At 68.1% G+C, this 20,067-nt stretch carries 19 protein-coding genes and 1 pseudogene; 12 read left to right on the top strand and 8 right to left on the bottom strand.

Features of this window, described 5'->3' with window-relative positions; translation table 11 throughout:
• Window positions 1–16: 16 nt before the first annotated feature.
• Window positions 17–919, bottom strand: coding sequence for an alpha/beta hydrolase-fold protein (locus A5702_RS18625; protein ID WP_067818855.1), 903 nt, complete (start codon window positions 917–919; stop codon window positions 17–19).
• Window positions 920–992: 73 nt separating this feature from the next.
• Here A5702_RS18625 and A5702_RS18620 point away from each other — a divergent pair, with 73 nt between their 5' ends.
• A complete protein-coding gene (locus A5702_RS18620; RefSeq protein ID WP_055401730.1) occupies window positions 993–1,655 on the top strand; it encodes a TetR/AcrR family transcriptional regulator in 663 nt (220 codons plus the stop codon).
• Here the strand turns inward: A5702_RS18620 and A5702_RS18615 are convergent.
• Window positions 1,589–2,335, bottom strand: coding sequence for a DUF429 domain-containing protein (locus tag A5702_RS18615; RefSeq protein WP_068222575.1), 747 nt, complete (start codon window positions 2,333–2,335; stop codon window positions 1,589–1,591). The genes A5702_RS18620 and A5702_RS18615 overlap by 67 nt on opposite strands.
• Before the next feature lie 187 nt (window positions 2,336–2,522).
• On the opposite strand from A5702_RS18615, the gene purB reads away from it, so the two are divergent.
• Genes purB through A5702_RS18600 form a run of 3 tightly spaced genes read left to right on the top strand, consistent with a single transcriptional unit; the run spans window position 2,523 to window position 6,195 of the window.
• Window positions 2,523–3,941, top strand: coding sequence for an adenylosuccinate lyase (gene purB, locus A5702_RS18610; RefSeq protein ID WP_067818849.1), 1,419 nt, complete (start codon window positions 2,523–2,525; stop codon window positions 3,939–3,941).
• Window positions 3,938–5,185, top strand: a complete 1,248-nt coding sequence (locus A5702_RS18605) for a cytochrome P450 (RefSeq protein ID WP_055401736.1) — start codon at window positions 3,938–3,940, stop codon at window positions 5,183–5,185. Before purB ends, A5702_RS18605 begins: the two co-directional genes overlap by 4 nt.
• Window positions 5,182–6,195 (top strand): tellurite resistance/C4-dicarboxylate transporter family protein, encoded by a 1,014-nt coding sequence (locus A5702_RS18600; protein WP_068222572.1) that lies wholly within the window; start codon window positions 5,182–5,184, stop codon window positions 6,193–6,195. Before A5702_RS18605 ends, A5702_RS18600 begins: the two co-directional genes overlap by 4 nt.
• On the opposite strand, the gene A5702_RS18595 is transcribed toward A5702_RS18600, so the two are convergent.
• Window positions 6,160–6,780, bottom strand: a complete 621-nt coding sequence (locus A5702_RS18595) for a hypothetical protein (protein WP_067818843.1) — start codon at window positions 6,778–6,780, stop codon at window positions 6,160–6,162. The genes A5702_RS18600 and A5702_RS18595 overlap by 36 nt on opposite strands.
• Window positions 6,781–6,844: 64 nt before the next feature.
• Here A5702_RS18595 and A5702_RS18590 point away from each other — a divergent pair, with 64 nt between their 5' ends.
• Window positions 6,845–7,732, top strand: coding sequence for a phosphoribosylaminoimidazolesuccinocarboxamide synthase (locus A5702_RS18590; RefSeq protein ID WP_068222570.1), 888 nt, complete (start codon window positions 6,845–6,847; stop codon window positions 7,730–7,732).
• Window positions 7,729–9,879 carry a S9 family peptidase gene (locus A5702_RS18585; RefSeq protein WP_068222567.1) on the top strand — a complete coding sequence of 717 codons (2,151 nt, stop codon included), beginning with the start codon at window positions 7,729–7,731 and terminating at the stop codon, window positions 9,877–9,879. The genes A5702_RS18590 and A5702_RS18585 overlap by 4 nt, the downstream gene beginning before the upstream one ends.
• On the opposite strand, the gene A5702_RS18580 is transcribed toward A5702_RS18585, so the two are convergent.
• Window positions 9,808–10,254: a DoxX family protein gene (locus tag A5702_RS18580; RefSeq protein WP_068222564.1), complete on the bottom strand. Its 447-nt coding sequence runs from the start codon at window positions 10,252–10,254 to the stop codon at window positions 9,808–9,810. The two genes, A5702_RS18585 and A5702_RS18580, sit on opposite strands and share 72 nt — an antisense overlap.
• Window positions 10,255–10,348: 94 nt before the next feature.
• On the opposite strand from A5702_RS18580, the gene A5702_RS18575 reads away from it, so the two are divergent.
• Window positions 10,349–10,912 carry a TetR/AcrR family transcriptional regulator gene (locus tag A5702_RS18575; RefSeq protein ID WP_068222562.1) on the top strand — a complete coding sequence of 188 codons (564 nt, stop codon included), beginning with the start codon at window positions 10,349–10,351 and terminating at the stop codon, window positions 10,910–10,912.
• A 6-nt stretch (window positions 10,913–10,918) separates the two neighbouring features.
• Here A5702_RS18575 and A5702_RS18570 read toward each other — a convergent pair whose 3' ends face one another.
• Window positions 10,919–12,535, bottom strand: coding sequence for a DHA2 family efflux MFS transporter permease subunit (locus A5702_RS18570; protein WP_055401750.1), 1,617 nt, complete (start codon window positions 12,533–12,535; stop codon window positions 10,919–10,921).
• Window positions 12,536–12,836: 301 nt separating this feature from the next.
• The gene (locus tag A5702_RS18565; protein ID WP_068222559.1) at window positions 12,837–14,456 is read right to left on the bottom strand and encodes a DHA2 family efflux MFS transporter permease subunit; all 1,620 of its coding nucleotides are present in this window, start codon (window positions 14,454–14,456) and stop codon (window positions 12,837–12,839) included.
• Window positions 14,457–14,581: 125 nt separating this feature from the next.
• Between A5702_RS18565 and A5702_RS18560 the strand changes: the two genes are divergently transcribed.
• Entirely contained in the window at window positions 14,582–15,286 is a 705-nt protein-coding gene (locus A5702_RS18560) for a DUF2334 domain-containing protein (RefSeq protein WP_067903601.1), read from the top strand.
• 48 nt (window positions 15,287–15,334) lie between these two features.
• Window positions 15,335–17,002 carry an FAD-binding dehydrogenase gene (locus tag A5702_RS18555; RefSeq protein ID WP_068222556.1) on the top strand — a complete coding sequence of 556 codons (1,668 nt, stop codon included), beginning with the start codon at window positions 15,335–15,337 and terminating at the stop codon, window positions 17,000–17,002.
• Between the two features lie 19 nt (window positions 17,003–17,021).
• Here A5702_RS18555 and A5702_RS18550 read toward each other — a convergent pair whose 3' ends face one another.
• Window positions 17,022–17,660: an MBL fold metallo-hydrolase gene (locus tag A5702_RS18550; RefSeq protein WP_068222553.1), complete on the bottom strand. Its 639-nt coding sequence runs from the start codon at window positions 17,658–17,660 to the stop codon at window positions 17,022–17,024.
• Here A5702_RS18550 and A5702_RS18545 point away from each other — a divergent pair.
• From A5702_RS18545 to purQ, 3 genes and pseudogenes are all read left to right on the top strand, one after another.
• Window positions 17,637–18,373, top strand: a pseudogene (locus tag A5702_RS18545) (ATPase). The gene A5702_RS18550 and the pseudogene A5702_RS18545 sit on opposite strands and share 24 nt — an antisense overlap.
• 61 nt (window positions 18,374–18,434) lie before the next feature.
• A complete protein-coding gene (gene purS, locus A5702_RS18540; protein ID WP_055401763.1) occupies window positions 18,435–18,674 on the top strand; it encodes a phosphoribosylformylglycinamidine synthase subunit PurS in 240 nt (79 codons plus the stop codon).
• Complete coding sequence (purQ, locus tag A5702_RS18535; RefSeq protein WP_067818833.1) at window positions 18,671–19,345, top strand: phosphoribosylformylglycinamidine synthase subunit PurQ; 675 nt, start codon at window positions 18,671–18,673, stop codon at window positions 19,343–19,345. Before purS ends, purQ begins: the two co-directional genes overlap by 4 nt.
• On the opposite strand, the gene A5702_RS18530 is transcribed toward purQ, so the two are convergent.
• The coding region (locus tag A5702_RS18530) for a WS/DGAT domain-containing protein (RefSeq protein WP_156669674.1) at window positions 19,342–20,067 on the bottom strand (726 nt) is incomplete at its 5' end. The two genes, purQ and A5702_RS18530, sit on opposite strands and share 4 nt — an antisense overlap.

Raw genomic sequence — 20,067 nt, 5'->3', positions numbered from 1 at the left:
ACCCGCGGGCCCGAAATCACGCCGCCAACAGCGGCGCCATCCACGTCAGCTCGGCCGGCAGCTGGGAACTCCAGAACTCGCCGTTGTGACCGCCGGGCGAGAAGCCGCCCGCCGGCGGATGGGGCAGTTGGGCGATGAACTGCTTGGTCGCGGCGTAGAACGGATCGCTGTCGCCGCAATCGACGCGAATGGGAATGGAGCCCAGCGCCGGCATCCCGAACACCGAGTTCGCCGCGAAGTCGTCGGGCCCGTCGAACGCCCCGGGTGCCGCCGCGCCCGAGGAGAGCCACAGGGCGGGACTGACCGCGCAGATCGCCGCGGTGCGCGCCGGGCCCAGCCGCCCGCCGAGCAGCAGCGCACCGTAGCCGCCCATCGACCAGCCCAAAAACGCCAGCCGGGAGGTGTCCAGGCCCTGGGTGCTCAACATCGGGATCAGCTCGTCGAGCACCATGGCCCCGCTGTCCTCGCCGGACGCCCTCTTGTGCCAATAGCTGCCGCCGCCGTCGACGGCGACCACCGCGAAGGGCGGCAGCCCCGCGTTGACGGCCTGCGCCAGGCCCTGTTCGACGCCACCGGCCATCACCGTCGACGCGTCACTGCCCTTGCCGTGCAGCGCGATCACCGGTCGCAGCGGCTTGGTCTGACCGGGTGGCCGGGCGATGGCCCAGTTGGTGTTGATTCCGCCGCGCGCCGCCGAGACGAAGGAGCCCGTCACCATCGTGGGCGCGGGCTGGCCCGGGGGAGCCGGCTCGAGGGGCGCCGGTGGCGGTGGTGCCAGCGGCGCCCGGGTGGCGGCCGGCGACGGCATGGCCTGAGACGGCCGCGGCTTGAGCAGGATGTCGAGCGCGTACGCGCCCACCGCACCGGCGCCGAGGCCCATCAGGGCACGGCGGCTCAAGTCGGGCATGCGGGCCATCATGCCACGTTGGTTTGGCGAAGCGTTTGGCGGAAATGGCAATGCAGTACCACTTTGGCTGGCACGATGGCTACTCGTGACGGCAGCAGTCACTCCCAAGGGAGAACGTCGACGGTATGCGCTCGTGAGCGCCGCCGCCGAACTGCTTGCCGAAGGCGGCTTCGAGGCGGTGCGGCACCGCGCGGTCGCCCGGCGGGCCGGACTGCCGTTGGCGTCTACCACGTATTACTTCTCGTCCCTTGACGATTTGATCGCACGCGCCGTCGAACACATAGCGATGATCGAAGTGGCGCAGTTGCGGTCGCGGGTCACCGCGTTGTCCCGCCGCCGCCGCGGACCCGAGACCATCGCCGAGGTGTTGGTCGACCTGCTCGTTGGGGATGTGTCCAGTCCGGGACTGAGCGACCAACTGATCTCGCGCTACGAGCGACACATCGCGTGCACGCGGTTGCCCGCGTTGCGCGAAACCATGCGTCGCAGCCTGCGACAGCGCGCCGAGGCCGTGGCCGAAGCCATCGAGCGTTCGGGCCGGACGGTGCACATCGAGTTGGTATGCACGCTGATCTGCGCGGTCGACGGCTCGGTGGTGTCCGCCTTGGTCGAGGGGCGCGACCCCCGCGCCGCGGCACTGGGGACGGTGGTCGACCTCATCGACGTGCTTGCGCCCATCGATCAGCGGCCCGTGCGGTCCGCGGGCAGCGATGGCGTCACGATGTATCCCGTGGCGAAGTCGCCGTAAATCGTCACCTCCGCCGGGCAACGCTGCGCGTAGAGCGCCACATAGGCGCAGACGACCGCGTCGACCGGATCCTCGGCGCGGCGCAGCTCGCTTTTGCGCTGAGCTGTGGTTACGCGGTTACGCAATCGAAGCCAATCGTCATGGCCGGACACGTGTAGGGGCACAGCGGCGTGCGCGAGCTTCTCGATGCCGTCCATCAGCAACAGCAGCTCGGATTTGAGCTGCTCGAGGTCCCGGCCCGGCTTCGCCTTGTACTTCAGTGTTCGCTCCAGCCGAAACAGCACCACCGTCGCCGGATGGGGGTAGACCTCGATGGCGCGCCGCGGGGCCGCCGACCGCGGATCCATGTCGAGCCCCATCGCGTGCGCCAGGCGCGCCGCACGCGGGCCGTCGGCGAACTCGCGCTTTGCGGTGTTGGCCGGGTGCGCCCCGGCTTGGAACCTGCGGAAGTCGCGGTTCAGCGCCGCTTCCGCGGGACGCTGGCCGGTCGGGTTGGTCACCACCAGCGGCGCGTCGAAGCCAACCAGGCACTTCCCCTGCACATAGGGCGACAACGCGGCCAGCACGGATGCGTCGTCGCCGGCGGCACCGACGTGCACGAGGCGGCCGGCGTCGTCGACGACCGCCACCCCGGTGGGGTTGCGCCCGGCCCAGGCCAGGTCGACGCCCGCGAAGTACATCTCGCACAGGATATGGCGCCGCGGTGAGTCACATCGGTCCCATTGGCCCCAATTCCCGGAGGGATTGGTGAAGTGCCCGCCTCACAGCGACAATTCGGCGACGAGGTGGGCCGAAGGGTGTGGAGGCCGATGGGCCAATGTGACCGCAAGCCGGTCAGCGGGGGAGGCCGATCGTAAGCTCTATGTCGTGAGCATTCCGAACGTCCTGGCCGCCCGGTACGCCAGCGCGGAGATGGTCGCGATCTGGTCGCCGGAGGCCAAGGTGGTCGCGGAGCGCCGGCTGTGGCTCGCGCTGCTGCGGGCCCAAGCGGAACTCGGGATCGACGTGCCGTCGGAGGCCATCGCCGACTACGAGCGGGTGCTCGAGGACGTCGATCTCGCCTCGATCGCCGGGCGCGAACGGGTGCTGCGCCACGACGTCAAGGCCCGCATCGAAGAGTTCAACGCCCTGGCCGGTCACGAGCACGTGCACAAGGGGATGACCAGCCGCGACCTCACCGAGAACGTGGAGCAGCTGCAGATTCGGCGGTCCATGGAATTGGTGTTCTCCCATGGCATTGCGGTGGTGGCGCGGCTCGCCGAGCGCGCGGTCGCCTACCGCGACCTGGTGATGGCCGGACGCAGCCACAACGTCGCCGCGCAGGCCACCACGTTGGGCAAGCGGTTCGCGTCGGCCGCGCAAGAGACGCTTGTCGCTCTCACCCGGCTGCGCGAGTTAATCGACCGCTACCCGCTGCGCGGCATCAAGGGCCCGATGGGCACCGCGCAGGACATGCTGGACCTGCTGGACGGCGACACGGCCAAACTGGCCGAACTCGAGCGGCGGGTCGCCCAATTCCTCGGTTTCGCAACGGTTTTGACCAGTGTCGGGCAGGTCTATCCGCGTTCGCTGGACCACGACGTGCTTTCCGCCCTGGTGCAGCTCGGCGCCGGGCCGTCGTCGATGGCCCACACCATCCGGCTGATGGCCGGGCATGAACTCGTCACCGAGGGGTTCGCGGAGGGCCAGGTCGGGTCGTCGGCGATGCCGCACAAGATGAACACGCGCAGCTGCGAGCGGGTCAACGGGCTTCAGGTGGTGCTGCGCGGCTACGCCTCGATGGCCGCCGAACTGGCCGGCGCCCAGTGGAACGAGGGCGACGTGTTCTGCTCGGTGGTGCGCCGAGTCGCCTTGCCGGACAGCTTCTTTGCCATCGACGGTCAGATCGAGACGTTCCTGACCGTGCTCGACGAATTCGGCGCCTACCCCGCGGTGATCACCCGCGAGTTGGACCGCTACCTGCCGTTTTTGGCCACCACCAAGGTGCTCATGGCCGCGGTGCGGGCGGGCGTCGGGCGCGAGGCGGCGCACCATGTGATCCGCGAACACGCGGTCGCGACCGCCCTGGCCATGCGGGAACACGGCGCGGAACCCGATCTCTTGGACCGGTTGGCCGCCGATGAGCGGCTGCCGCTGGACCGGGCCGCCCTGGATGCCGCGCTGGCCGACAAGAAGGCGTTCATCGGCGCCGCCGGTGACCAGGTGGACGAGGTGGCCGCGATGGTCGACGCGCTGGTGAGCCGCTACCCGGACGCCGCCAAGTACGCCCCGGGTGCGATCCTGTGACCCTCGCCGGCGCGCTCGCGGGGATCGACTTCACCGATCTCGACAACTTCGCCAACGGCTTTCCGCACGACCTGTTCGCCATCCACCGCCGCGAGGCGCCCGTGTACTGGCACGAGCCCACCGACAACACGCCGGACGGCGAGGGCTTCTGGTCCGTCGCCACCTACGCGGAAACGCTTGAGGTACTGAAGGATCCGGCGACGTATTCCTCGGTCACCGGCGGGGCCCGACCGTACGGTGGCACGCTGCTGCAGGACCTGGCCATCGCGGGCCAGGTGCTCAACATGATGGACGACCCGCGTCACTCGCAGATCCGCCGACTGGTCAGCTCCGGGTTGACGCCGCGAATGATCCGGCTGGTGGAAGACGATCTGCGGGCGCGGGCGCGTCGACTGCTGGACGCGGTGGTGCCCGGCGAGCCGTTCGACTTCCTGGTCGACATCGCCGCCGAGCTGCCCATGCAGATGATTTGCATCCTGCTGGGAGTGCCTGAGTCCGAACGTCATTGGCTGTTCGAGGCCATCGAGCCCCAGTTCGATTTCGGTGGTTCACGCAAGGCGTCCCTTTCTCAGCTATCCGTCGAAGAGGCCGGGTCGCGGATGTACTCCTACGGCCAGCAGTTGATCGCGGCGAAACGGGCGGAGCCGACCGACGACATGCTGTCGGTCGTGGCCAACGCGATGGTCGACGATCCGGATGCGCCATCGCTTTCGGATCTCGAGCTCTACTTGTTCTTCAGCCTGCTGTTCAGCGCCGGCGCGGAGACGACGCGCAACGCGGTCGCCGGGGGGCTGCTGGCGCTGGCCGGCCATCCGGAGCAACTTCGGGCGCTGCGTGCCGATCTCGATTCGCTGCCGACGGCCGTCGAGGAGATCGTGCGGTGGACGTCGCCGTCGCCGTCCAAGCGGCGGACCGCCACGCGCAACGCCACGCTCGGCGGGCAGACCATCGAGGCGGGACAGAAGGTTCAGGTCTGGGAGGGCTCCGCGAATCGTGACGCCGGCGTGTTCGAGCGCGCCGACGAGTTCGACATCAACCGAAAGCCCAATCCGCATCTGGGTTTTGGGCAGGGCGTGCACTACTGCCTGGGCGCCAACCTGGCGCGACTGGAACTGCGTGTGCTCTACGAGGAGTTGTTCTCCCGGTTCGGTGCGGTGCGGGTTGTCCGGCCCGTCGAATGGGCCCGCAGCAATCGGCATACCGGCATTCGGCACCTGGTGGTGGAACTCGTCGAGGGGCGGTGACGATCCGACGCGACGATGTCGCGCCGACACCGGACATCTTCGCCGCGGTGATGGCGACCGGGATCTTGTCGATCGCCGCGCGCAACCACCGCTACAGCTGGATCAGCGACGCGCTGGGCGTGCTCGCCACCGTCGGCCTGGTCTTGCTGGTGGCCGTGGTGGCCGTTTTCGTCGGGCGCCGCGGGGTGCGCTGGGATCTGAAGGAACCCGACGTCACCCTTCGGTTGTTCACCTTCGTCGCCGCGTGCGCGGTGATTGACACCCGCTTGTCGTCGAACGAGTGGGTGGTGCGGGTGCTCGGCGCGGTGGGCTTGTGCTCATGGCTGGTGTTGATCGGGCTCAGCGCGCGAAACATGCTGGCGTGTCGGTTCACGGCGCTTCGTGACCAAGCACATGGGGCGTGGGAACTGGCCAGCGTGGGAACGTCCGGGGTGGCCATCGTGATCGCGTGGGCGGCCGCTCACACCGGCCATCGCTGGTGGCTGGCCGTTGCCGTGCTGCTCTGGGTGGGGGCGATCGGCATCTACGCATTGATGACCTGGCTGATGCTCTGGCGGGTCGTCAACGAGCGGCAGGACCGCGACGGGTTCGAGCCCGACAGCTGGATCCTGATGGGCGGCATGGCGATTGCGACCCTGGCCGGTGACAACATCGGATCGCTGGCCCCCGCGTGGCTTGCCGGGCCGGTGCGGGCCGCCACGATCGTCACGTGGGTGGTGGCCACCCTGTGGATACCGCCGCTGATCTACTTCGGCCTGCACCGGATCAGCCGGCGACCCAGCATGCTGCATTTCGCCGGCGTCTGGTGGGCGTTCGTGTTCCCGTTGGGCATGTATTCCGCCGCCAGTTATGCCATGGCCGTCGAAATCGGTCAGCGGTCGTTGCTCACGGTCTCGCTGGTCTTCTTCTGGGATGCGTTGGCGGCGTGGCTGGTTGTCGCCGCCGCCGGGCTGCTGCTGCTCGGGCGCGCGGCCTTACCGTCCGCCGATCGAGATGCCGGCCGCCCGTAGCTCGAGCGCGGCCAGCGCCCGGATGGTGACCGGATCTTCGCGCCGCCACCCACCGACCGGGTCCGCGCCGACCGCGGCGAGTTGTCCCGGCGGCCGGTTCGTCAACGCCCGCAGGGCAAGCAGCTGCTCGCCGGCCGGGGTGGCGGCCAGCGCGGTAACCGTCAACTTGCGCCGAAAGAACCGCAGCCGCAGCAGAAGCCACGGCACGTCCGCCACGAGGATCGGGACGGCGGCGATGGCCATCGCCAGCAGGATCGCCAGCCAGCTCGCGGTCGAGTCCAGGTCATGGCCCGCGCCCGCCAGGTCGAGCGCGGCCTGGCTGGCGGAGTTGAGCGGCTTGCTGACGGCGTCGCCCACCACGGGAATGTGCTGGGCGCCGTGCCCGGCGGAGGCCAGATTGCCGGCGATGCCGTGCGCGCCGCTCTCCACCTGACGGCCCGCCTCGGCGATCGTCGAGACGGCGTCGTAGACGGCCAGGCCGACGAGCAGCCAGAGCGCCGTCCATGCGGTGATGGCGAAGTCGCTGAGCAGCTGGGCCATCAGCCGGCCCGGCCGGGTGGAGTAAGGCAAGAACCGCGGTGTCATGTTTTCGATCCCAGCACAGCTCCCGACACAAGTCCCGCTTCCAGGTGACCGATAGGCTGGCCCGATGCGCCCTGCACTGTCCGACTACCAGCACCTGGCCAGCGGCAAGGTCCGCGAGATTTATCGCGTCGACGACGATCACCTGCTGCTGGTGGCGACCGACCGGATATCGGCGTACGACTACGTCCTGGACAGCACGATCCCGGACAAGGGCCGCATCCTGACCGCGATGAGCGTCTTCTTCTTCGGTCTGGTCGACGCCCCCAATCACTTGGCCGGGCCGCCGGACGACCCGCGCATCCCGGAGGAGGTGCTGGGGCGCGGCCTGGTGGTGCGGCGGCTGGACATGCTGCCCGTGGAGTGCGTGGCGCGCGGTTACCTGACCGGGTCGGGGTTGCTCGACTATCAGGCGACGGGCAAGGTCTGCGGCATCACGCTGCCGCCGGGCCTGGTGGAGGCCAGCAAGTTCTCCGAACCGTTGTTCACGCCGGCAACCAAAGCCGCGCTGGGCGACCACGACGAGAACATCTCGTTCGACAGGGTGATCGAGTTGGTGGGCGGGGTGCGCGCCAACCAGCTGCGTGACCGCACGCTGCAGATCTACGTGCAGGCCGCCGATCACGCCCTGACAAAGGGAATCATCATCGCCGACACCAAGTTTGAGTTCGGCACCGACGCGCGCGGCAACCTGTTGCTGGCCGACGAGATCTTCACCCCGGACTCCTCGCGATACTGGCCCGCCGAGGACTACCGGGTCGGGGTGGTGCAGAAGAGTTTCGACAAGCAGTTCGTTCGCAACTGGCTCACCAGCCCCGAGTCCGGCTGGGACCGCCACGGCTCGCAACCACCACCGCCGCTACCCGAAAACATCATCGACGCCACCCGGCACCGCTATATCGATGCCTACGAACGCATTTCGGGTCTGCGCTTCGGCGACTGGATCGGCGCATGACGCAAACACCCGTACCGCCGGTCGCCAAGCGGCAGGAGACCCGCCGCGAGCACCATGGGGACGTCTTCATCGACCCCTATGAATGGTTGCGCGACAAGTCCAGCCCCGACGTCATCGCCTACCTCGAGGCGGAGAACGACTACGTCGACCAGATGACGGCGGATCTGGAACCGCTGCGCCAGAAGATCTTTGATGAGATCAAGGCGCGTACCAAGGAGACCGATCTTTCGGTTCCGACGCGGCAGGGCGACTGGTGGTACTACGCCCGCACGTTCGAGGGGAAGCAGTACCGGGTTCAGTGCCGTTGCCCGGTAAGCAATCCCGATGACTGGGATCCGCCGGTTCTGGAAGAGGACACCGAAATTCCCGGCGAGCAGATCCTGCTGGACTCCAACGCCGAGGCGCACGGCCACGAATTCTTCGCGCTCGGTGCCGCCACCGTGAGCCTGGACGGGAATCTGTTGGCGTATTCCGTCGACACCGTCGGCGACGAACGCTACACGCTGCGCTTCAAGGACTTGCGCACCGGGGAGGTGTATCCGGACGAGATCGCCGACATCGGGGCGGGTGCGACCTGGGCGGCCGACAATCGGACCGTCTACTACCTGACCCTGGATGCGGCCCACCGACCGGACAAGGTCTGGCGCTACCGCGTGGGTTCGGGTGAACCATCGGAACTGGTGTATCACGAGGCGGACGAACGGTTTTGGCTCGGCGTGGGGCTGACTCGCAGCGAGGCCTACGTGTTCATCGCGTCGGGTTCCTCCATCACCTCGGAATTCCGGTACGCCGAAGCAGCGGATCCGCATGCGGCGTTCACCGTCGTGCTACCCCGGCGCGAGGGCATCGAGTACGCGGTCGAGCACGCGGTGGTCGGCGGCCAGGACCGGTTCTTGATCCTGCACAACGAGGACGCGGTGAACTTCACGTTGACCGAGGCGCCCGTCAGCGACCCCACCCGGCAGCGCACGCTCATCGGTCACCGCGACGACGTCCGGCTCGACGGCGTGGACGCCTTCGCCGGCCATCTGGTGGTCAGCTACCGGCGCGAGGCGTTGCCGCGGCTCCAGGTGTGGGACATCGACTCCGGCGGCGAATACTCGGAGCCTGAGGAGATTACGTTCGACTCCGAGCTGATGTCGGCCGGCCTCGCCGGCAACCCGAACTGGGATGCGCCCAAGCTGCGGATCAGGGCGGGTTCGCTGGTTGTCCCGGCCCGGGTATACGACATCGACTTTGCCACCGGCGAACGCACGTTGCTGCGCGAGCAACCCGTGCTCGGCGGTTACAGCACCGCCGATTACGTGGAGCGGCGCGATTGGGCGACCGCGGACGACGGCACCCGAGTCCCGGTTTCCATCGTGTACCGCGCCGGCATCGAATTCCCGTCTCCTGCACTGCTTTACGGGTATGGTGCCTACGAAATATGCACCGATCCGAGCTTCTCCATTGCGCGGCTGTCGCTGCTGGACCGCGGCATGGTGTTCGCCATCGCCCACGTCCGCGGCGGCGGTGAGATGGGGCGGCCGTGGTACGAGCACGGCAAGCTGTTGGAGAAGAAGAACACCTTCACCGACTTCGTGGCGGTGGCAAGGCATTTGGTGGACACCGGAGTCACCCGGCCGCATCAGCTGGTCGCGCTGGGTGGTAGCGCGGGGGGCTTGCTGATGGGGGCGGTCGCCAACCTGGCACCGGACCTCTTCGCGGGAATCCTCGCCCAGGTCCCGTTCGTCGATCCGCTGACCACCATCCTGGATCCCTCTTTGCCGCTGACCGTCACCGAATGGGACGAATGGGGAAACCCATTGCAGGACAAGGACGTCTATGCCTATATGAAGTCATATTCGCCCTACGAGAACGTCGAGGCCAAGCGGTATCCGGCCATCCTGGCGATGACCTCCCTGAACGACACCAGGGTCTACTACGTGGAGCCCGCGAAGTGGGTGGCGGCCCTGCGGCATGCCAACGCCGACGGCAGTCCGATCCTGCTGAAGACCCAGATGAACGCCGGGCACGGGGGAGTCAGCGGACGCTACAAGGCGTGGCAGGAGACCGCGTTCCAATACGCCTGGTTGCTAGCTGCCGCCGACGGCCACCACGGTGGCGGCGGCCAGGAAGACGATCTCGGCGGCGATCCGCAGGGGTAGCCGCGTCGTCATCGACTTGGGTGGGTGGGGCATTCCGGCCGCGTAGAGGTTGGCCGGAAACATGGCCAGCATCAACGCCAGCAGGCAGAGCGCGGCGGCGACGCGGGTGGCCGGCAACAACAGGCCCACGGCGCCGAGCAGCTCCAGCACTCCGGTGACGGTGACCAACAGGCCCGGCGCCGGCAAGCGGGGCGGCACGATGGCCACCAGGTCCGCCCGCATCGGTGGGGCGAAGTGCGCGATCCCGGTCAACACGAACATCGCGGCCAGGCCGACGGCTATCGCAGCGGTCCAGCTGTTGACATAGGAAAGGCCGGCCCAGCCGATAAGGCGAGCGACGAGGCTGGCGGCTAACAGCACGATCAAGGGTGCCATCACACCCTCCTAATCTAGGCAGTGACAAGTTGTGGCTCCGTCAACGTATCGCGCCTATCTAGCCACTGTCAAGATTGGCCGGTATGCTGGTGACATGCCACGTTCGACCTACCATCACGGCGAGCTGCGCGCTGTGATCCTGGCCGAGGCCGCCCGGCTGGTTGCCGAGCGGGGCGCGGACGGCCTGTCGCTGCGCGAACTGGCCCGGGGCGCGGGGGTGTCCCACGCCGCGCCCGCGCACCACTTCACCGACCGGCGGGGCCTGTTCACCGCGCTGGCGATCGAGGGTTTCCAGCTGCTAGCGGGTGCGCTGATCGAGGCGCGGGGCGACTTCGCCGACGCGGCCCTCGCCTACGTGCGCTTCGCCATCGATCACCCCGGCCATTACGAGGTCATGTTCGACAAGTCGCTGCTCGACGCGTCGAATGCCGAACTGATCGCCGCCGAGGCCGGCGCCGGGGCCGAACTCGCCCGCGGGGTGGCGAGGGTGGAGGATCCCAACGCCCAAGCCGATCCCACGGGCGCCCAGTTGGCGGCATGGTCGCTGGTGCACGGTTTCGCGACGCTCTGGATCAACGGTGCCGTCAGCGATCAGGTTCGAGCGGCCGATCCGGCGGACGCGGTGCGGCGCATCACCGCGATGGTGTTCAAGGCGTAGGGCGCGTTACGCGTCGAGGGTCTGGATCATCGCCTTTTTCGGCAGGAACGCCGCCGGGATGATGGTCGACACGATCAGCACGACGGCCAGCACGAACACCACCGTGTAGGCGTGCGAAAGACCGTGGCTGACGACGCTCGCGAAATCGGGGTTGAGGCTTTGGCGCGGAATCGCCGACGGGTCGACCGGCACCCCGCGGTGGGTGGCGTCCTGCTGCAGCGCAGCCAGCTTGTTGGCCGCGAGGATGTGGTCGTTGCGGTTGAACTCGTTGGTGAGGATCACGGCCATCAGCGCCGCCCCGATCGAGCCGCCGACCTGCTGGTTGACCGTGATCAGCGTCGTCCCCCGGGCGACCTGGCTGGGCTTCAGCGCCTGCAGCACCGTCGAGGAGATCGGCGTCGTGGTGCAACCGATACCCATGCCCATGATCAACAACCCGGCGAACAGCATCGGGGTGTATTCGGCCTGTCGTGCGACCCCGAAGGTGAAGATTCCCAGGCCCAGCGCCATCAGCGGCAGCCCAAGCAGCACCACCTTGCCGGACCCGTGTTTGTCCGTGAACGCGCCGGCAAAGGGCAGCGTCAATACGGCGCCGATCCCCACCGGGACCATGCGCATTCCCGACTGCATCGGCGTCTCGTGCAGGACGAGCTGGAAATAGCTGGGAAGAAGCACCCCGGTGCCCACGAAGGCGACGGAGAACACGAGCAAGGTGATGTTGGCGTGGGTGACCACGCGGTTCTTGAACAACCTCAAGTCGATGAGCGGATGGTCGGCGCGATACCAGGCGTGGAACGCGAACGCGACCATCAGCGCCAAGCCGAGGATCATCGGCCCTAGGACGTAGCTGTCGGCGATCGTCCGCCGCCCGGGGATGGACGACACCCCGGCCAGGAAAATTGCCGCGCCGGGCGACAGCAGCAAGAGCCCGACGACGTCGAGGGTTTCCGACCGAGCGGGGCGATCCTTGGGGAACATCACCGCCGCGAGGGCCACCGCTACCAGCCCGACCGGAATGTTGATCAAGAAGATCGACTTCCAGCCGTAAGCGCCTACCAGCCAGCCGCCCAAGACCGGCCCGCCAATGGGGCCGAGCAGGATGGGAATTCCCCCTACCGCCATCAGCCGGCCGACGCGTTTCGGGCCCGCCTCGTGGGTCAAGATGACGAAGCTCAGGGGCACCACCATGCCGCCCCCGATGCCCTGCAGCACCCTGAAGATGATGAGCAGCAAGATGTTTGGCGCCAGCGCGCAGAGCAGTGAGCCGGCGGTGAACGCCAGAACCGACCCCATGAAGAGCCGTTTGGTGCCGAAGCGGTCGGCCGCCCACCCCATCAAGGGGATCACCGTGGCGAAAGCCAGCATGTAGCCGGCGATCGTCCAGGACACGATGGCCTGGGTCGAGTTGAACTGCGCGATGAACGTGCGTTGCGCGACGGCCACGGCGGTGTTGTCCATGATCGCCATCACGCAGGCCAGGCCGCACACGCCGGCGATCTTGAGCAACTTCGCGTCGAGCTTGTCGGGGTATTCGCGGGCGTCCGAGTCCGGTTGCACCGGGACACCGGGCAAAGGCACACGGGAAGCCGCGCTAAGTGGCTTCTCCGTGGCGTCGCTCAACATGTCGGTACCATATCGAGATTGTTCCCGCCGCCACCGGCTTTTATGCTTATTCGCTTTTCGGCTCCTTTTACACTTTTGCCGCCAGCGCCGGCTCAGGTTCTCAGCTCGACCGACGAATCCGTACCCGTGAGCTGTTTGGAAAACGACCCGAGACCCTTACACCGATCGTCGTAGCGATCGGCGGCGGCGCCCCCCGAAGCAACGGCCCGCGCTACCCGCTTGATGTTTGCGCGTGCTTCACCATACCCGCTTCGAGTGCCCGCGCCGGTGAGTTCGCCGGCGCGATCGGAAGTTGGCGGCGCTATCCCGCCACTGTCTGGGTTGCCGGCTGCTTCGGAAGAAACGACGCCGGGATAAACGTGGTCAACACCAAGACGACCGCCACCACGAATACCGCCGTGTACGCGTGGGCGAGGTCGTGCAGCAGGTGGGCCGAGAAGTCGGGGGCCAGCGTCTGCCGCGGAACGGCCGCGGTATCGACCGGGAGATTGAGGCGGGCGGCGTTCTCCTGCAACGCCGCCAGTTTGTTCGCGGCGACGATGTTGTCACTCCGGATGAACTGGTTGGTCAGGATCATCGACATCAGCGCGGTACCCATCGAGCCGCCCACCTGATGGCTGACGCTCATCAGCGTCGTTCCGCGGGCGATCTGGTGGGGGGCGAGCGCCTGCACCGCCGCGACGGACAGCGGCATCATGGTGCAACCCATGCCAAGGCCCATGATCGTCAGCGCGACGAGCAACGTGGGCGCGTAGTTGGCCTGCTTGGCGACGCCGACCGCGAAGGTGCCCAGGCCGGCAGTGATCAGCACGATGCCGACCAGCACGATCTTGCCCGGCCCCTGCCGGTCGACCAACGGCCCTGTCAGCCGCATCGTCAGCATGGCGCCAAGCCCCTGGGGAATCATGTGCACGCCCGCCTGCATCGGCGTCAGGTGCAGCGCCTGCTGGAAGTAGCTGGGCAGCAGCAGGGCGGCACCGAAGAAAGCGAGGGCGAACACCACCATCGCGATGTTGGCGTGGGTGAGCACCGGGTTGCGGAACAGGCGCAGGTCGATCAGGGGGTGATCGGCCCGGCGCCACGCGTGCGCGACGAAGGCGGCGATCAAGGCCAGGCCGGCGGCCGCGGGTATCAACACGTGGCGGTCGGCGACGGTGCCGCGGTACGGGACGGACGACACCGCGAACAGGAAGGTGGCCAGGCCGGGGGACAGCAGCAGGACCCCGACCACGTCGAACGTCTCCGACCGCGCCGGGTGGTCCCGGGGAAAGACGACCGCCGCGAGAACGATGGTGAGGACTCCGATCGGCAGGTTGATCAGGAAAATCCACCGCCAGCTCGACGTGCCGATGAGCCAGCCGCCCAGGATGGGGCCGCCGATCGGCGCCAGCAGCATCGGGATGCTCAGGATCGACATCAGGCGACCGAGGCGGCGGGGACCCGCTTCGCGGGTCATGATCATGAAACCCAGCGGCAGCAGCATGCCGCCGCCGATGCCCTGCACTGCCCGAAAGACGATGAGCTGCAGGATGTTCGAGGCCAGCGCGCACAGCAGGGAGCCCAGTGTGAAGGCCAGCACGGAGCCCATGAAGAGCCGTTTGGTGCCGAAGCGATCGGCCGCCCACCCGGTGACCGGGATGACCGTGGCCAACGCCAGGGTGTAGCCGGTCATGGTCCAGGCGACGACGGCCTGCGAGGAGGCGAACTGGTCGATGAAGGTGCGTTGCGCGACGCTGACGACGGTGACGTCGATGATCGCCATGACGGTGGCCAGGATGCACACGCCGGATATCCGCAACAGTCCGGCGTCGAGCTTGTCGGGATAGTCCCGCTCGCCCGCACCCAGCTGCGGGGCGGGGACGTAGGGCAGCGGGGTGTCGGCCGCTGCGTACGGGGCCTGATCCATGGCGTTGCTTAGCATATCGAACCGATCGCATTCCCCGACCTCTGGGAACCGTTTGCTGTGCCTTAGGGCGGGTACCGATATACGCCTGCCGTCTGCGTGTCCTTCACCATTCCGACACCTGAGATCGTCAAACTGCGGGTGTGGCTGGAAAATTGATCGTCTCGGTCTCGGGGATAGGCGAACGCACCCTCGGTGACGTCGAGGCGTTCTGCGCGCAAATGGATGCCCGCAACGTCCCGGTGTCGCTGTTGGTGGCTCCCCGGCTCAGCGGTGACTACCGCCTCGACCGCGACCCGAGCACCGTCGAATGGCTGACCAACCGGCGATCGGCCGGCGACGCCATCGTGCTGCACGGCTACGACGACGCGGCCACCAAGAAGCGCCGCGGCGAATTCGCCATCCTTCGGGCCCACGAGGCCAACCTGCGGCTGATGGCCGCCGACCGGGTGCTCGAGCACCTTGGGCTGCGCACCCGGCTGTTCGCAGCGCCTGGCTGGGTGGTGTCCCCCGGCGTCGTCAAGGCGTTGCCGGACAACGGCTTTCGGCTTCTCGCCGACCTGCACGGGATCACCGACCTGGTTCGGCACAGCACCGTGCGCTCCCGCGTGCTCGGCATCGGGGAGGGCTTTCTCACCGAACCGTGGTGGTGCCGCATGGTGGTGCTGTCCGCCGAACGGATCGCCCGCCGCGGCGGCGTGGTGCGGGTCGCCGTTGCCGCCCGCCACCTGCGCAAACCGGGCCCGCTGCAGGCGATGGTGGACGCCGTCGATCTGTCGTTGATGCACGGCTGCGCACCGACGGTGTACCGCTGGGTGCGCGACAAGGCGATCCTCGACGCGGCCTGACGAAGCGTCCCCTCGAGCCCGCGGGCTCGGGCACTACCCTGGTCCGACATGAGCGATTCTTCGGCCGCGGTGTTCGGCGCCGACGCCATCATCGTCGGAGCCGGACTCGCGGGGTTGGTGGCGGCGTGTGAACTGGTGGACCGCGGGCTCCGGGTGCTGATTCTCGACCAGGAGAACAGCGCGAACTTGGGCGGGCAGGCCTTTTGGTCGTTCGGCGGCCTGTTCTTCGTCGACAGCCCCGAGCAGCGCCGGCTGGGCATCCGGGACAGCCACGAACTCGCCCTGCAGGACTGGCTGGGCACCGCGGCGTTCGATCGGCCCGAGGACTATTGGCCGCGCCAATGGGCGCACGCCTACGTCGATTTCGCGGCGGGCGAGAAGCGCCGTTGGCTGAGCGACCGGGGGCTCAAGATTTTTCCGCTGGTCGGCTGGGCCGAGCGCGGCGGTTACGACGCGCAGGGGCATGGCAATTCGGTGCCACGCTTCCACATCACCTGGGGGACCGGCCCCGCGCTGGTCGAGATCTTCGCCCGTCAGCTGCGGGACCGCTCGACGGTGCGCTTCGCGCACCGCCACCAGGTCGACGAGCTGATCGTCGAGGGCGGGGCGGTGACCGGCGTCCGGGGCACCGTGCTGGAGCCCTCGGCCGCTCCCCGGGGGGTGCCGTCCTCACGAACGGCGTTGGGGCAGTTCGAGTTCCGTGCGCCCGCGGTGGTCGTCACCAGCGGGGGCATCGGCGGCAACCACGAGCTGGTGCGCAAGAATTGGCCCAAGCGTATGGGCCGCATTCCCGAGCAGTTGCTCAGTGGTGTGCCCGCGCACGTCGACGGCAGGATGATCGGCATCTCGCAGCGGGCCGGCGCGCGGGTGATCAATCCCGACCGGATGTGGCATTACACCGAGGGCATCACGAACTACGACCCGATCTGGCCGCTGCATGGAATTCGCATCATTCCCGGGCCGTCGTCGCTGTGGCTCGACGCGACCGGCAAGCGGTTGCCGGTGCCGTTGTACCCCGGCTTCGACACCCTCGGCACACTGGAGCACATCACCAAATCCGGGTTCGACTACACGTGGTTTGTGCTGAACGCCAAGATCATCGAGAAGGAGTTCGCGCTGTCCGGGCAGGAGCAGAACCCGGATCTGACGGGGCGCAGCGTGCTCGAGTTGCTGCGCAACCGTGCCCGCTCCGGACCCCCGGGGCCGGTGCAGGCGTTCGTCGACCGCGGAGCGGACTTCGTCAGCGCAAAATCGTTGCGGGAGTTGGTGACCGCGATGAACAAGCTGCCGGGCGTGTCGCCGCTGGACTACGCCACCGTCGAGGGGGAGGTGACCGCCCGCGACCGCGAGGTGGCCAACAAGTACAGCAAGGACGGCCAGATCACCGCGATCCGCGCCGCGCGCGGGTATCTGGGCGACCGGCTGGGCCGGGTCGTGGCCCCGCACCGGCTGACCGATCCGAAGGCGGGGCCGATGATCGCGGTCAAGTTGCACATCCTGACCCGAAAAACGTTGGGCGGCATAGAAACCGACCTGGCCGCCCGCGTGCTGAAGGCCGACGGCACGCCGCTGGCCGGGTTGTACGCCGCCGGCGAGGTGGCCGGGTTCGGCGGCGGCGGCGTGCACGGCTACCGCGCCCTGGAGGGCACCTTTCTGGGCGGGTGCATCTTCTCCGGGCGGGCCGCGGGGCGCGGCGTCGCCGACGACATCGCCTAGCCGCTTGTGTCTGCTCGCGCTAGAAGGTGACCGCGTCCTCTTCGGGCAGTACCTGAAAGTCGGTGGTGGTCATCTCGGTCAGCCGGCCGTAGTAGATGCCCCGCGCGTCCGGGGCGATGATCCCTTGGTGGATGGGCACGGCGCGCTCGGGTGCCACCGCTCGCAGGTAGTCGACGGCCTCGGAGATCTTCATCCACGGGGCGGCCGCGGGCGTAGCCAAAACGTCCACCGGCTCGTCGGGCACGAACAGCGCATCACCGGGATGCATCAGCCGGGCGCGATGGCCGCCGTCGCCCACGAGAAACGAAATGTTCTCTATCACAGGGATTTCCGGGTGGATGACGGCGTGTTTTCCGCCGACTGCGCGCACCGTCAGCTCGCCGATCTGTAGCTCGTCGCCCACGTGCACCGCCTGGCACGGCGCGCCCAGCTGGGCGGTGGTTTGCGGATCGGCGTACAGCGCGGCGGCCGGATTGCCCTCGAGAAGGGCCGGCAGGCGGGCGACGTCGACGTGGTCGGGGTGCTGATGGGTGATCAGGATGGCCGACAGCCCCGTTATGCCCTCGAAGCCGTGCGCGAAGGTTCCCGGATCGAAGAGCACGCGCGTGTGGTCAAATTCTGCAAGTAGACAGGAGTGGCCGAAATGCGTCAGTTGCATGTTTACGATTGTGCCCTGACGGGAGAGTGATGCCGATGCGGGTGATCCTGGCGGCCATGGTGGTGGTCGGCGGCCTCGCGTTCGCTTTCATCGTCGTGGTGCCCGCGCATGCCGAGCCCCAGGCCTGCCCACCCGTGTGCGACCAGATCCCCGACTCCGCGTGGATCCCGCGCCGCGCCATTCCGCTGGACGCGGTCTACGGCTGGCCCGCGCTGGCGAACGTGGCGGTGCAGGTGACCGGGGCGACGCCCGGCCCGCGATTCCGGTTCGAGGAGCTCTGTTCCGCACCCCCGGTGCCGCGCGACCCCCGCGACTCGGCGGTCGTGGCCCGCGCCACGGTGGCCCACCCGGACGGTCAGTGGCAGCTGCAGGCGCAGATCCTGCACTGGCGCGGCGACACGGCCAACGGCGGCGCCATCGCGGCGTCGGTATTCAGCAATGCCGTCGCCACGCTGCGCACCTGCCAGCAACGGGCGCCGCTGCAGTCACCATCGATCACCAGCGACGACACGACTCGGATGGCGGGCGTGATCAGCGGACCCGTGGTCATGCACACCTACCTGGTCGCCCACCCGGCGAGCAGCACGATCAGCGAACTGACCCTCTGGTCGTCGGGTCCGCCGCAGGTCCCGTGGCCGGCGATGGCCGACGACCCGGTGCTGAACGCCATGACCGCACCCCTGTGTGACGCCTACATTGCCTCGTGCCCGTAACGGCCGAGCTGCGGTTTCGCCGGTAGAGTTGGCCCGGAAACAAACCTGAGGAGGAGCGCCGGTGGGCCGGGTAGTCGTTCACGTGATGCCCAAAGCGGAGATTCTCGACCCGCAGGGTCAGGCGATTGTCGGCGCCCTGGGCCGACTCGGTCATCCGGGGATCTCAGATGTCAGGCAGGGCAAGAGATTCGAACTAGAGGTGGACGACACGGTTGACGACTCGGCGCTGGCCGAGATAGCGGAATCGCTGTTGGCGAACACCGTGATCGAAGACTGGACGATCAGCCGGGAGAAGCAGTGACGGCACGAATCGGCATCATCACCTTCCCCGGGACCCTGGACGACGTCGACGCCGCGCGCGCGGCACGCCGTGTCGGCGCCGAGGCGGTCAGCCTGTGGCACGCCGACGCCGACCTCAAGGGCGTTGACGCCGTGGTGGTGCCCGGCGGCTTCTCCTATGGCGATTACCTGCGGGCCGGCGCCATCGCCCGCTTCGCGCCCGTGATGGGCGAGGTGGTGGCCGCCGCCCATCGGGGCATGCCAGTGTTGGGCATTTGCAACGGATTTCAGGTGCTCTGCGAGGCCGGATTGCTGCCCGGCGCCTTGACCCGCAACGTGGGTTTGCACTTTGTCTGCCGTGACGTGTGGCTGCGGGTGGCGTCCACCTCGACGGCGTGGACGTCGCGCTTCGAACCCGACGCGGACCTGCTGGTGCCGTTGAAGTCCGGCGAGGGCCGCTACGTCGCCCCCGCCGACGTGGTCGAGGAACTAGAGGGCGAAGGCCGGGTGGTGTTCCGCTACCACGAGAACATCAACGGCTCGCTGCACGAAATCGCGGGCGTCAGTTCCGCCAACGGCCGCGTCGTCGGGCTGATGCCCCATCCCGAGCACGCCATCGAGGCGTTGACGGGGCCCTCCGACGACGGCCTGGGCCTGTTCTATTCGGTGCTGGACGCCGCCCTTTCGGTCTAGGCGCGGATTCCCGCGGCGGCCCGCAACTCGGCGAACGCCGCGCTGATGGCATCCGTGGCCTCGTGCGGGTCGTCGAAGGTCCGGTCGTCGGTGAGCACGGCCACGCCCAACTGGTCGACGTAGCTCCACACGGTGATGTTGACCGGGGCGCCCGGTGAGAGCACGCCGGTCGAGTAGATCTCGCTGACCGCGGCGCCGCCGAAATGTCCCCGCTCGCGCGGTCCGACCACGCTGGAGACCGCGACGTTCATCAACTTGTTCGGGGCGTCGCGCCGACCCAGCCAGCGGAAGGCCGCCGGGGCGACCGCGGTCGGCAGGTAACCCATCATCCGGCCGTAGAGCTGCGGGCCCAGGATCTCGTGGTCTTCCTTGGCAATTCGGGTCGCCAGCGCCACCAGTCGGGCCCGCTCGGCGGGATCATCGATGTGCACCGGCAACGAGATCATCAGACCGCTGATCTCGTTGCCGGTGATCCGGTCCGACTTGTCCGTGGCCGTCGGCACCGACGCGATGAGCGGCCGGTCCGCGGTGCCGTCGTAGGCCAGCAACAGCGTCCGCAGGCCGCCGGCCGCCATCGCCAGAATTGCGTCGTTGACGGTGATTCCCAGCGCCTTGGCCGTGGCCTTCACGTCGGCGAGTGGCAGTGTGGCGCTGGCGAATCGACGCTGGGGCGACACCACGTGGTTCAGGAACGTCGGTGGGGCGTCGAACGCGTCGGCCAG

It is taken from the genome of Mycobacterium sp. E3339, assembly GCF_001666915.1.
In the GTDB taxonomy this organism is placed as follows: domain Bacteria; phylum Actinomycetota; class Actinomycetes; order Mycobacteriales; family Mycobacteriaceae; genus Mycobacterium.
Note: the sequence above shows the minus strand (reverse complement) of the source record. Positions and strands in the feature narration are given on the sequence as shown.

Bases quoted from the DNA above. Each gene is read 5' to 3' on its own strand.
- A5702_RS18625 (WP_067818855.1), bottom strand. From the start codon at position 919: ATGATGGCCCGCATGCCCGACTTGAGCCGCCGTGCCCTGATGGGCCTC.
- A5702_RS18615 (WP_068222575.1), bottom strand. From the start codon at position 2,335: ATGTACTTCGCGGGCGTCGACCTGGCCTGGGCCGGGCGCAACCCCACC.
- A5702_RS18595 (WP_067818843.1), bottom strand. From the start codon at position 6,780: ATGACACCGCGGTTCTTGCCTTACTCCACCCGGCCGGGCCGGCTGATG.
- A5702_RS18590 (WP_068222570.1), top strand. From the start codon at position 6,845: ATGCGCCCTGCACTGTCCGACTACCAGCACCTGGCCAGCGGCAAGGTC.
- A5702_RS18585 (WP_068222567.1), top strand. From the start codon at position 7,729: ATGACGCAAACACCCGTACCGCCGGTCGCCAAGCGGCAGGAGACCCGC.
- A5702_RS18580 (WP_068222564.1), bottom strand. From the start codon at position 10,254: ATGGCACCCTTGATCGTGCTGTTAGCCGCCAGCCTCGTCGCTCGCCTT.
- A5702_RS18575 (WP_068222562.1), top strand. From the start codon at position 10,349: ATGCCACGTTCGACCTACCATCACGGCGAGCTGCGCGCTGTGATCCTG.
- A5702_RS18570 (WP_055401750.1), bottom strand. From the start codon at position 12,535: ATGTTGAGCGACGCCACGGAGAAGCCACTTAGCGCGGCTTCCCGTGTG.
- A5702_RS18565 (WP_068222559.1), bottom strand. From the start codon at position 14,456: ATGCTAAGCAACGCCATGGATCAGGCCCCGTACGCAGCGGCCGACACC.
- A5702_RS18555 (WP_068222556.1), top strand. From the start codon at position 15,335: ATGAGCGATTCTTCGGCCGCGGTGTTCGGCGCCGACGCCATCATCGTC.
- A5702_RS18550 (WP_068222553.1), bottom strand. From the start codon at position 17,660: ATGCAACTGACGCATTTCGGCCACTCCTGTCTACTTGCAGAATTTGAC.